At 33.0% G+C, this 12,954-nt stretch carries 11 protein-coding genes and 1 pseudogene; 1 reads left to right on the top strand and 11 read right to left on the bottom strand.

What is annotated here, in order from left to right:
• Nucleotides 1–51: 51 nt before the first annotated feature.
• The 8 genes and pseudogenes from BM157_RS07715 to BM157_RS07680 all read right to left on the bottom strand — a co-directional run bounded on the left by BM157_RS07715 (nucleotide 52) and on the right by BM157_RS07680 (nucleotide 7,228).
• Nucleotides 52–1,428, bottom strand: coding sequence for an ABC transporter permease (locus BM157_RS07715; protein WP_090140571.1), 1,377 nt, complete (start codon nucleotides 1,426–1,428; stop codon nucleotides 52–54).
• Nucleotides 1,428–2,084 carry an ABC transporter ATP-binding protein gene (locus BM157_RS07710; protein ID WP_055174967.1) on the bottom strand — a complete coding sequence of 219 codons (657 nt, stop codon included), beginning with the start codon at nucleotides 2,082–2,084 and terminating at the stop codon, nucleotides 1,428–1,430. Before BM157_RS07710 ends, BM157_RS07715 begins: the two co-directional genes overlap by 1 nt.
• Nucleotides 2,085–2,093: 9 nt before the next feature.
• Nucleotides 2,094–3,371: an ABC transporter permease gene (locus BM157_RS07705; protein ID WP_090140569.1), complete on the bottom strand. Its 1,278-nt coding sequence runs from the start codon at nucleotides 3,369–3,371 to the stop codon at nucleotides 2,094–2,096.
• Between the two features lie 329 nt (nucleotides 3,372–3,700).
• On the bottom strand, nucleotides 3,701–3,832 hold the full coding sequence (locus BM157_RS07700) for a ClbS/DfsB family four-helix bundle protein (protein ID WP_439655373.1): 132 nt from the start codon (nucleotides 3,830–3,832) through the stop codon (nucleotides 3,701–3,703).
• A 44-nt stretch (nucleotides 3,833–3,876) separates the two neighbouring features.
• Nucleotides 3,877–5,085, bottom strand: coding sequence for a 23S rRNA (uracil(1939)-C(5))-methyltransferase RlmD (gene rlmD, locus BM157_RS07695; RefSeq protein ID WP_090140565.1), 1,209 nt, complete (start codon nucleotides 5,083–5,085; stop codon nucleotides 3,877–3,879).
• A gap of 401 nt (nucleotides 5,086–5,486) precedes the next feature.
• Nucleotides 5,487–5,621: pseudogene (locus BM157_RS13230) on the bottom strand (DNA-directed RNA polymerase subunit omega); the annotation flags it as partial.
• A 2-nt stretch (nucleotides 5,622–5,623) separates the two neighbouring features.
• Nucleotides 5,624–6,256, bottom strand: a complete 633-nt coding sequence (gmk, locus tag BM157_RS07685) for a guanylate kinase (protein ID WP_022501419.1) — start codon at nucleotides 6,254–6,256, stop codon at nucleotides 5,624–5,626.
• A 93-nt stretch (nucleotides 6,257–6,349) separates the two neighbouring features.
• A complete protein-coding gene (locus tag BM157_RS07680) occupies nucleotides 6,350–7,228 on the bottom strand; it encodes a YicC/YloC family endoribonuclease (protein WP_055306661.1) in 879 nt (292 codons plus the stop codon).
• A gap of 228 nt (nucleotides 7,229–7,456) precedes the next feature.
• Here BM157_RS07680 and BM157_RS07675 point away from each other — a divergent pair, with 228 nt between their 5' ends.
• Nucleotides 7,457–9,193: an Rqc2 family fibronectin-binding protein gene (locus tag BM157_RS07675; protein WP_090140564.1), complete on the top strand. Its 1,737-nt coding sequence runs from the start codon at nucleotides 7,457–7,459 to the stop codon at nucleotides 9,191–9,193.
• A 76-nt stretch (nucleotides 9,194–9,269) separates the two neighbouring features.
• Here BM157_RS07675 and BM157_RS07670 read toward each other — a convergent pair whose 3' ends face one another.
• The 3 genes from BM157_RS07670 to BM157_RS07660 form a co-directional block, all read right to left on the bottom strand.
• Nucleotides 9,270–10,442, bottom strand: a complete 1,173-nt coding sequence (locus BM157_RS07670) for a hypothetical protein (RefSeq protein ID WP_022501422.1) — start codon at nucleotides 10,440–10,442, stop codon at nucleotides 9,270–9,272.
• A gap of 68 nt (nucleotides 10,443–10,510) precedes the next feature.
• Nucleotides 10,511–11,731 (bottom strand): tyrosine--tRNA ligase, encoded by a 1,221-nt coding sequence (gene tyrS, locus BM157_RS07665; RefSeq protein ID WP_055306679.1) that lies wholly within the window; start codon nucleotides 11,729–11,731, stop codon nucleotides 10,511–10,513.
• 681 nt (nucleotides 11,732–12,412) lie between these two features.
• Nucleotides 12,413–12,907, bottom strand: coding sequence for a VanZ family protein (locus BM157_RS07660; protein ID WP_022501170.1), 495 nt, complete (start codon nucleotides 12,905–12,907; stop codon nucleotides 12,413–12,415).
• Between the last annotated feature and the right edge of the window lie 47 nt (nucleotides 12,908–12,954).

Here is a 12,954-nt window from a genome sequence, read left to right as displayed (position 1 = left end):
ATTGGGTATTGAAAAGCAAAAAATTTTTGGTGCTTTTCAGCACCAAAAATTTTATTTATTGTCAATTAATAATTCTTTTGGATTCTTTCTTAATATATTGAAAGAAGATATAATCAAAGATACAAGCAGTACTAAACTCATAAATATAACTACATAAATTATGAATTTAGGTAATACATTTATATCTAAACTTGATAATGTCTTGTTAAATCCTTCAGCTTCTGCACCACCACCTAATTGGCTAGATGCAGATTGTCTAGCTATTTGTTTAGCTATATCACCAGTAACCTTATTCAATATATTATTCCCAAGCTTATCAGCTGTATACCCAGCTAAGAAATAAGAACCAACGAATGCGGGGATTGATATAAATACCATCTCAATTAGGAATTGACCAAAAATTTCTAATTTTGATATACCTAATGATAGTAATACTGCTATTTCTTTCTTTCTGGCATTCATCCATAAGAATAATAATAATGAAACTACAACTCCTGCAAATATTAATGAGCCAGCAAATAATTTATTTGAAATTGAGTAGATACCTGATATAGATTGTTGTAATGCAGGATAATTTGATGAACTTTTAATCAAATTATATCCTCTCCAATTTATATCTAATTTCTCAATATCTTTTATTACACTATCAAGATTCTTATTACCTTTTACAAAGAATGTTGCATCCTGGTATACAGCCGTATCTTCTGTATTACCATAAACTTTAGCAGCTGTATGAACATCTGTAATTAATGTATTTTCGTATAGTTCTTGTGCTGCACTTACTCCACCGCTATTATGCCCATCGAATAGACCTTTAATTTCTACTTCTACTGTTTCATCTGCACCTTTCTCATTATCAGCATCAAATAAATTAGATTTTATTTTTATCTTATCTCCAACTTTAAGATTATTTTTTTCAGCCAAATCTTTATGCATTAAGATTTTATTTTTATCTTCATTTTCTAAATGCTTTCCTTCTACTAATTTATATGCTCCTGATATAAATTTTGTTTCTTTTGATGAGTCGTTAACTCCGGTTAACATCACTGTTCTTTTAAAATTCTTCGCTCTTTTAGGTGATTGATTCGCAAGAGTCTCTTTAGTTTCAATAATATCATAATCAACTAAATCTGCAACACTGTTTATTCTTTTTACATAAGAGTCTATACTATCTGTTTGAGATATCTTTTTAATATCTTCACCCTTTACATTTCCTCCACCTCTAGGTGTTCCTGGATTTACCTGTCTATTTATCTCCATAGAAAAACTATTTGTTATATTAGCAAATGTTTCTTTTGAAGCTCTGTCCGTAGCATCTTTAATAGATAAACTTATAAGACTTAAAGTTGACATAGCCAAAATGACTAACATAATAATTATTGATTTTAAGCTTTTTCTAGTTACATAAGCAAATGCATTTTTTATCATTATTCAACCTCCAAATTCATTTTATTTACTTTTTTCAACTTTTTACCACTTAGTTCTAAAATGATATCTGCAGAATCTGCTACTTCCTTACTATGTGTTACAACTATTACACATTTATCTCTATCTTTAGCTAATGTCTTTAATATATTAATTATTTCTCTAGCAGTAACACTATCCAGATTACCAGTAGGCTCATCAGCTAGTATTATTGGAGCATCTGATACCAATGCTCTGGCAATAGCTACTCTTTGCTGCTGTCCACCAGATAATTTCATAACATTTCTTTTTATTTGTTTTTTATCTAAGCCCAGTTCAAACAAGATACCTTCATCTGCTGATTTATTCACCAATCTAATATTTTCAATCGGCGATAAATAATCTATTAAATTATAGTTTTGAAACACTAAAGATATATTATTTTTTCTATGATTACTATATCCTTTCTTTTGTATATCTTCATTCTTAAACAATATTTGTCCTGTTTGAGGTTTATCAAGTCCAGCAAGTAAGGAAAGAAGTGTAGATTTTCCTGCTCCTGACTTTCCTACTATCGCATAAAACTTCCCAAGTTCAAATTTTTGATTTACTCCTGACAAAACTTTTTCTTTAGAATTGGCATAACTATATGATACATTCTTTATTTCTAATATTTCCATAATTTTCTCCTAACTTATTTTTGATAATATTTCTTTAGGCTTCTTGATTAATATTAATGAAGAAGCAAATACAACTGATAAAACAATAATACTTATTAATATTAAATAACTTTGTCCAAGTGTTGTAATATTTAACATAAAACTACTATCATTTATTAAATTTCCACCAGAAATCATTGAGTTCTCTGAGTTAATTAATCCACCTGCAATTACTTTTATCAATACATTTCCTAAAAATAAGGAAGATATTATACTTGGTATCGATATGAATAATAACTCGAATATAAATTGCATTATAATTTGTATCTTAGATGTTCCAATAGATAAAAATATACCTATTTCATAAATTCTTTCTCTTAACCATAGAATCAAAATCAATGAAAGAACAATAATCCCGCCTAACATAATAGAATAAGTCATTATTTTTATCATATGTTTTATTCCACTCACTGACTCTAAAGACTCTTCAAATGCATTAGAATCTTTTTGAACAAAATACTTTGACTCATCAATCTTAAGCTCTTTCAATTTGTTTAAGGCTAAGTCTGTAGATTCTGCGCTACTAGAATACATTAAAATTTTATTTGCAATTTTGTTATTTTCTGATTTATTTAATATCTCTTGGCTTGTTGAATAATCTACAAACACCATATTTTCACTAAAATCAGAAGATAATCCTGTATATGTTTCCTGTTTTTTACCAGAAAAGATTCCTATAATTTTAAATTTATGACTTTTTATTTTTCCACTTTCTTCAATGTCAAGTAATTCAAGATTAACTTCATCACCTAATTTTAGATTATTTTGTTTAGCAAATTCTTCATGAACAATAATTGAATTCTTATCATTTTCTTCTATATTTTTTCCTTCTTTAATTGTAAACACTCTACTGCTAAACAAAATATTTCTTTTAGTATTATTTGTAGCTTCGAATGAAACAACATTCTTAAATTCGTCAGATAAATCTTCTCTATTTATTCTTTGTTCTCCGCTAACTACTTTAGCATCTTTTAGTTTTGCTAATCCATCATATTGAATTATTATTTTTTCAACTTCTTTTATTTTTTCAATATCTTTAAATTGATTAACGTTAAAATATTTACCATCTTTTTTTGTTATTGAAATTGAAGAATTAGAACTTTCATATAAAGTCTTTTCTATTTCATTGCTTGATTTCATTATTGTTAAACAAGAATACAAACAAGATAGAACTATAGTCAATATGATAAAAATTATTAAAGTTCGATTTCTCTTTCTTGTAATATATGCTATAGCATTTTTTATCACTTTACTAACTACTCCTTTCTATTTTTTAGTATTTCATAACTGCTTTCAATAACATTCTACATAGCTTTTATGAAACGTTTATGAAATATAATTTTTTATTTTTCCAAACTATGGTATAATAATATAAGCATTATGCTTAAAATTGTTCTTACACGATTAGTATATGATCTATTAGTATATGAGTAAGCACAGTAAGTGTACGGACACTTACGAAAAAATTGATGAAGCAGCCCTCTGGGATATGCTTCTTTTTTCAAATAAAAAGACGATAGTTTTTCTATCGCCTTTGATAACCTATTTATGAAATTTTTAACTTTACTGTCTGTAATTTATAATACTATTTTCTTCCATTTTCTAATTTTGTTCCTGAAAGTTTTAAAAGGAGCTACAGTATTCACATGAATAAACTTATAAACTTCCCACACTGCTGTTTTAGTCGCATCATCAGCCCATTTTCTCATATGTGGTTTAAATAATTCTTCATCACTTAATGAATCAATCCAAGCTAATCCAGCTTAATTTCAACATCTATATGCTTATCGACATCAAGTTTGGACAATAACACTACCGTCTCCACATAGTCACAAAAAGGGAACATATCAAATGGTCTGCACTCCAAAACCTTATATCCACCTTTCATAAGCATATCAACATCCCTTTTCTGAGTATCTGGATTGCACGATACATACACAACTCTTTCTGGCTTAATCTTAAGTACCGACTCAAGAAATTCCTGACTGCTGCCACTTCTTGGAGGATCCATTATAACAACATCAGCCCTCTTATGTGTGGCATATTCAACAAGAAACTTTCCAGCATCATCATTCACAAATCTAATATTCTTTATATTGTTAATCTTAGCGTTGACCTCTGCATCTTTTACCGCATCTGCATTTAACTCAACCCCTATAACCTGTCCTGCCTTGGCAGAAGCTGCTATTCCTATTGTTCCTATTCCACAATAAGCGTCAATAACTGTATCCTTCTTAGTTATTCCAGCCATATTTATCGCCGCCTTGTATAACTTTTCTGTCTGCTGGTGGTTAATCTGATAGAAAGATGATGGGCTTATTCTAAATCTGTAGCCACATAACACATCTTCAATATATCCCTTGCCTGTAAGCACTATATTTCTTGGTCCTAACACCATACTTGTATTGTATTTATTAACATTCTGTACGATTGTATTAATCTCTGGGTGCTTCTCTTTTAATGCTTTAAGAAAATGTGTCTTAGACGGAAATGCAACATCAGCCGTCACAATAACAAGCATAATCTCCTTAGTTGAAAAGCCTTTTCTTAAAAGAATATGCCTTATAAAACCAGTTCCCTTATCTTCATTATATGGCTTGTATTTAAACGACTTAAATAAATCTCTTAATGTAGCTATAATGCTACTGCAGTGTGAATCTTCAAGCAGGCAGTCAGATACAGGTACTATATTGTGGCTGTTCTCTTCATATATTCCCGTTATAATATTGCCATTCTTATCTTCACCAACAACAGCGTGAACCTTGTTACGGTAATGCACTGGTCTGTACATTCCTGTTATCTTATCTACTGGACAGATGTCTTTAAAAAGTTTGTCTACATATCCCTGCTTTATCTTTAATTCATTATCGTATTTCATTCCTGCATAGGCACAGCTCCCACATTTTTCTGCACTTTCACAGTTAATTACACGCTTCTTCTCATCATATATATTACTTCCCATAACTTTTATGTTACCTCCCAACATCAAAAGGCTGTCACATATAAAATGCAACAGCCTGTAAATTCTATTATTAATATTACAAATGACAATATTATGCAGTAATCATTATATCAGCAAATATCCATGCATAAAATCAAAATCTGAAATTACATAATTTCACTGTCATCGCCATTGCTGACAATCTTAACCTTGCCTTCATATAACTCTTCTACAGCTATTGAAAGTGGCTTCATATTCTCTGCATTATCGATAAGAGGTGTTCCTATCTGAAGCTTTCTCGCCTCATCTGGTGTTGTAAGCGGCTTTGGCTCATTCTTCTTATCCTTATTATCCTTTTCCTTTTCCTTTGGAGCGTTCTCAGCCTCAATACGAGCCTTTCTAACCTTCTCCTCTATTGTTCTTGCATCAATAATCTCTTTAGCTCTTGCGGCAGTAGCCTTAACAATTGAATAACGGCTCTGTACGATTGGCTGTTCGCCGTCCTCTACCTCACTATTAACAACTGCCATTAATTCTGAATATGATGGATGTAACATTATTATTCTCCTTTCTCATAAGCTTTAAGCTCTTCTTTAATATTATTAATTAAACTCATATTGTTAACTGCTTTTCTCTTCTCACTGTTAACTATAGAATGAATTGCCTCAACACAATCATCCACTTTATCATTGATAACTATATAGTTATAATTCTCTACGCCCTTAGCCTCATCACTGGCTCTTTGCAGTCTTGCCTTTATTGTGGCTTCATCTTCTGTTCCACGTCCTACAAGTCTTCTCTCTAATTCTTCTGCACTTGGTGGCATAATGAATAAAAGAACTGCATCTGGATACATCTTCTTAATATTAAGTGCACCCTGAATCTCGATTTCAAGTATCACATTCTTACCTGCTTCAAGCTGTTCCTCGACATATGCCTTAGGTGTTCCATAATAGTTGCTGACATACTTTGCATACTCAATCAATTCAGAATTATCAATCATACTCTCAAATTCTTCTGTTGATTTAAAGAAATACTCTCTTCCATTCTGTTCACCTTCTCTTGGTGAGCGGGTTGTCGCTGAGATAGATAGAGCATAATCATTATGAAGCTCTAATAATCTCTTAACTACAGTTCCCTTTCCAGCTCCTGAGAAACCTGAAATTACAAGTAATAAACCTTTCTCTTTCATCTCTATTCTCCAATCTGTAAATACCTGTTGGCACGCACACAACATAAGTGTACAAGTTATTATACAGAAATACACCGATTCGTGCAAGCTTTTTTATTCTATATTCTGTATCTGTTCCCTTATTTTTTCTATTTCTGTCTTTAAATCTATAGCTGCATTTGATATTTCTATATTATTCGCCTTAGATAAAGTTGTATTGGCTTCCCTGTTCATCTCCTGTGCTATGAAATCCATCTTTCTTCCAATCCCTCCGTCTTCGTTAAGGCATTTTCTTGCGTGTTCAATATGACTTCTTAATCTTACTGTCTCCTCATCTACGCATACTTTATCAGCATATATAATCACCTCAGAAGCTATCCTGTTCTTATCTATATCAGCAGCTGAAAGGATTTCTTCCATCTTGGCTTCTAACTTCTTCTTATAATCTTCTATTATCTGTGGATTTTTTGTTTCAATATAATAAACAAGCTCCTCCATATGGTCTAACTTTAACAAAAGATCCTTCTTTAAGTTCCCACCCTCAATAATTCTTGTATCAGCAAGCCCCTTGCAGGCTTCTTCTATTGCCTCATTAATAAAGTTCCACAATTCTTCTTCATCTTCCTGCGATTCTTCCATTGTGATAACCTCTGGGTATCTTGATAAAGCTCCAACAGTAATATCATTTCTTATATTAAAACGCTCCTCCATCTGTCTGAATATATTCATATATTCCCGTGCTATGCTTTCATTAAACTTAAGGCTTACATTGCTCTCTGAATTATCCTCGTATGTAATAAATACATCAATCTTTCCCCTTGATGCATATTTCTTAATTGTATCCCTTATTCTTGCCTCAAATATATTAAGCTTTTTAGGCATCTTTATACTGTTCTCAAGAAATCTGTGGTTCACCGACTTAATCTCTACTGTTATTTTACGGTTGCCTCTCTCTATCTCGCTTCTTCCAAAGCCAGTCATACTTTTTATCATCAAAGTGTCCTCATTTCATTTATTCATTGTTGATAACATTAAAAAATATTTTAATACTAAATGTAGTTTAATACATCGCTTATTAAACATCAACTTACATATCAAACTTTTAATTACAACTGCTAATTATATCAATTTTACTTTAACCATACAAGACAACATCTATAAAATGTGCTATCATTTATTCTAAAGTATTAATGGCGTACCAATACGCCAGAATGGAGTATTATGGCATTTGATGGAATTACAATAGCGAATATTGTACACGATTTAAACAACACAATTCTTGGTGGAAGATTATATAAGATTGCAGAGCCAGAAAATGATGAGCTTTTACTTACCATAAAGGCTAATTCTGGACAATACAGGCTTGTATTATCTGCAAATGCTTCACTTCCGCTTGCATATATGACTAAAGATAATAAGCCAAGCCCCCAGCTTGCACCTAACTTTGTTATGTTTCTTAGGAAGCACATCAATAACGGACGAATTATATCAATAACACAACCCGCTTTTGAGCGAATAATTGATATTGAAATTGAACATTTAGATGAATTAGGTGACCTCTGCCGTAAGCATTTAATCACAGAATTTATGGGCAAACACAGCAATATCATATTATGCGATGACAATAACACAATATTAGACAGTATTAAGCATGTGTCAGCACAGATAAGCTCTGTCAGAGAAGTTCTTCCAGGAAGGGAATATTTTATTCCTAATACATCTAACAAGCACAATCCGATGAATATGGATTTTAATACCTTTAATGAAAATATATTATCACAGCCTAAGACTACTGCCAAAGCCTTAAGCAGTGCTTACACCGGAATAAGCACCTGCATATCAGAGGAAGTCTGCCACAGGGCACATATTGACAGTGCCAAACCAGCCAACTGTCTGTCCAGTGCTGAAAGCATAGCTCTATTTGAGGCATTCAAGGCTATTATTGATGGCGTGGCAAATGGAAGTTTCAGCCCTAACATCGTATATTATAACGGTGCACCAGCAGATTTTGCCGCTATTTCTCTTACTATGTATGATAAATCCGAAAGCTACACCTCAATAAGTGAATGTCTTATCGGTTATTATCACGAAAAAGAAGTAAGAACACGAATTCACCAGAAATCGACTGATATAAGAAGAATAATTACAACTCATCTTGAGCGTTCTTATAAAAAGCTTGATATTCAGGAAAAACAGTTAAAGGATACTGAAAAACGTGACAAATACAGAGTGTATGGAGAGCTAATCAACACATACGGCTACAATATCGAGTCTGGTGCAAAAAGCTTCACAGCTCTTAATTATTACACTAACGAAGAAATCTCTATTCCTTTGGACGATACATTGACACCAATTGAGAATGCGAATAAATATTTTGCACGATACAACAAATTAAAACGTACTTACGAAGCTGGTGTAAGACTTATCGAAGAGATTAAAGATGAGATTATGTATCTTGAATCAATAATAAATGCCCTCGATATTGCAACTACTGAGAATGACCTTAATAATATCAAAGAAGAACTTATCATAACCGGCTATATCAAGAAGAACAGCAAATCCAAAAGCAAGGATAACAAGAACAACAAACCTCTGCACTATATATCATCAGACGGTTTTGATATGTATGTCGGCAAGAATAATCTTCAGAATGATGAACTCACATTTAAATTTGCTTCTAATAGTGACTGGTGGTTTCATGCCAAGCAGATACCTGGCTCTCACGTTATAGTTAAGACTAACGGCAAGGAACTGCCCGACAGAACCTTTGAGGAAGCTGCCGCACTTGCAGCCTACTACTCTAAAGGCCGCAACCTTGATAAAGTTGAAGTCGATTATGTATTAAAGAAAGAAGTCAAAAAGCCTGCCGCTGCCAAACCAGGCTTTGTTGTATATTACACTAACTACTCTCTTATCGCCATAGCTGATATTAAAGGCATTAAAGAAGTTACTGGCTGATAAAAAACTGGTTGTCCGAAAGCTTTATATGACTTTATCATATAAATGTTTTCTGGACAGCCAGCTTTTTATTTAATTAACTTAAAGTTCTTAACCCTGTAACAGCTAACACTATAACTCCTATAACATCAGCCACAGCACACAGCATATACATAACTGAAAGCGAAGCCCTGTTTAGTCCTGCCACAATAAGCATAACAAGACTTAACACAAGCAATGTGCCTGCTATTATATACATACACTTTATATTAATTCTTTCATTAACGACCAATACAATAAATATTATGCCTGTGATTAATGATACGCTCATTCTTACAAGATACCATACAAATGCAGCTTCTGTTAAATCACACAGCGTATTATCTGTTGTAAGGTATCCAAATAATGATGGCGGATTAAACGCATATATAACGGATGGAATAATAACAATAATACTAAATACAGCTATCTCAATAATCATAAGTTTATTATTATTATTTAATACTATTGCAACGCAGGTTACAATAGTAAATATAATAAGCCACGACCAGTTAAAATAGAATTTACTTCCAATATAATAGTCCTGAATATATCCTGCTACAGTCTGTATATACTCATCTGATGATAACATCACCACTCTTGAAATAACAAGATTTCTAATAACTTCAAGTATAAGAAAACCTGATAATGCAGGGAATATATATATAACAGCATTATTATATGCCATCTTATCATTATATATTTTTAGCTTTGTTATTGTACTGCTCTTAACCATTAAAAGTCCTAATACTGATAACACCATAACAAGAATATAAGCTATTGGTATTCTGGACATTAATTGTACTGTCTGTATATTACCAATGTCCGATTTATTCATATAAAAGCTATTTATAAGTATATGAACACCTTTTGAACTTTCTGTTATTCTTGCAAATAACAATAACGCACCTGTTATAAATGCACTTATATTAGCAGCTATTGACAGCCTTGATGCCATACTCACCTTTTTGTATACACATACCGCAGCAGTCACAAGCAGTAATATCGTTATTGGAAATATAATCTTATATATGCTTCCAAAACCAGCATAAAAATAATAATTATAAATTGATGTATCAAGCGTACCGCCATCATATACATTACTATTCATTCTGTTAAGTATATTCTGAAATGTATGCTCCCCTACAAAAAATAATAATACAGCCGCATTTATAACCATAATTAACGCAAGGCTCATAAGCCTTATAAAGGTAATTTCACTCTTTTTCATACTTATCCTCACTCTTTAACTCTCCAGAACCAGCAGTATTACTGCCGGCTCTGAAACATTTTACAATATTATGCCTGTACCTTTATAAATGACTTCTTACCCTTCTTAACAACTACTCCATCACCAGCAAAGAATTCTTTATCAAACTTTGCTGCTATATCAGATACCTTTTCACCTGCAACAGAAGCACCGCCCTGTGAGACAACTCTTCTTGCTTCTGACTTAGTAGCTGCAAGACCTGCTGCGTGAATTAACGATACAATATCAATGCTTCCATCTGTAAAGGCATCATCTTCAAGCTTAACTGCTGCCATATTAGCCGCATCACCTGATGTAAATATAGCCTTAGCTGTTTCTTCTGCCTTCTTAGCTTCTTCCTCACCATGAACCATCTTAGTAAGTTCAAATGCAAGTATTTCCTTAGCTCTATTAAGCTGTGCACCTTCCCACTTATCCATTTCATCAATCTGCTCAAGTGGTAAAAATGTAAGCATACGGATGCACTTTAATACATCTGCATCAGCTACATTTCTCCAATACTGGTAGAACTCATATGGAGAAGTCTTTTCTGGATCAAGCCATACAGCACCGCTTACTGTCTTACCCATCTTCTTACCCTCTGAATTAAGAAGAAGTGTGATCGTCATAGCTGAAGCATCCTTACCAAGCTTCCTTCTGATAAGTTCTGTACCACCAAGCATATTGCTCCACTGGTCATCTCCACCAAACTGAAGATTACAACCGTATTTCTGGTATAACATATAGAAATCGTAACTCTGCATAATCATATAGTTAAATTCAAGGAATGTAAGACCTCTCTCCATTCTCTGCTTGTAGCACTCAGCTCTTAACATATTATTAACTGAGAAGCACGCACCGACTTCTCTTAAAAGGTCAACATAGTTAAGCTTCAAAAGCCAGTCTGCATTATTTACAAATAAAGCCTTATCATCTGAAAAATCGATGAACTTGCTCATCTGCTTCTTAAAGCACTCACAGTTATGCTCAATCTGCTCTGGTGTAAGCATTTTTCTCATATCTGTCTTGCCTGATGGGTCACCAATCATACCTGTTCCGCCACCGACTAATGCGATTGGCTTATTGCCTGCCATCTGAAGTCTTTTCATAAAGCAGAGTGCCATAAAATGTCCTACATGAAGACTATCCGCTGTTGGATCAAAACCAATATAGAATGTAGCCTTTCCATTATTAATTAAATTCTTAATTAATTCTTCATCTGTTACCTGTGCAATTAATCCTCTTGCAACTAACTCGTCATAAACTGTCATTTCTGCCATTTCTGTTCTCCTGTTCCTATTACGTTATTATTTGATAAATGATACATAACCCTGTTAATAACAAAAAAGAGCATATCTTTCATCCTTGTTAAAGGACGAAAGCATATGCTCCGTGTTACCACCTTTATTCATAAACAGCTCACACTGTTCACCTTAACGGGTCTTATGATCCTTGATACTGTAACGTGTACCCCACGTCGCCCCTACTAAGCACTATATGCCTTTCAGTTTGCTGCTACGGAATGTATTCAGAATAACTATCCACTGTGCCTCTCATCAGCCGGCTGCTTTCTGTTGCTTACTGTTATGCCTACTTGTTTCCATCATCGCATTATATTAATATAGATGATAATCTTACTGTCAACCTCATACAACTTATTATGAAAATTGCATAATAAAATATTATATTCTGATATTCGACACCTGATTATCATATGTCTACTAAAGCTTATACCATATAGTTGCTAATTTTGCAAGCGTTATATCATATTTTTGCACTCATTATATCTTTATTCCTGTGCTGCTTTTCAGCACATACAAAGTTCCGTTAGGAACTTTTAAGATGAGTGCTTTCGCACTCATTATATCTTTATTCTTGTGCTGCTTTTCAGCACATACAAAGTTCCATTAGGAACTTTTAAGATGAGTGCTTTTGCACTCATTATATCTTTATCAATTAATATTATTGCATTTTTCACCTTTATGTTTACACATATTTTTATATATAATATATACTATAATAAGTCCTATTATGCTCCCTGCCGCATCTATCAACACATCTAACACACAACCATACCGACCTGGCACGAATGTCTGGTGAAACTCATCTGTTGCTGCAAATGCTATTGCTATAACTGCTGATATGACAGGAATCCTTACACCCTTAATCCCATCAACTATAAGTGCAATCATTACAAATATTGAAAAAATTGCATATTCTGTCATATGTGCAGCTTTTCTTATTGGAAACTGCACCGCCTCTATCATACTTTCCCTGTTATTCTCATTACAATCTATAATTCCAGCCTTATCACACACTGTAAGTATAATATCCGCCGCCTTATAGCTTAGCCCTGATGACTCTTCCCCATCCTGCTTTGAAAAGCCAAATATAATCATTGCCATAACAATGGCTGGGAGCCATATCAATATCTTTTTTATGCTCATATTCAAATCTTTTAATATACACCTATGTTATTATCAAACTATTCTGC

It is taken from the genome of [Lactobacillus] rogosae (genome assembly GCA_900112995.1).
In the GTDB taxonomy this organism is placed as follows: Bacteria; Bacillota; Clostridia; order Lachnospirales; family Lachnospiraceae; genus Lachnospira; species Lachnospira rogosae.
The sequence above is the reverse complement of the archived record's forward strand: the minus strand, read 5'-3'. Positions and strand labels throughout refer to the sequence as shown.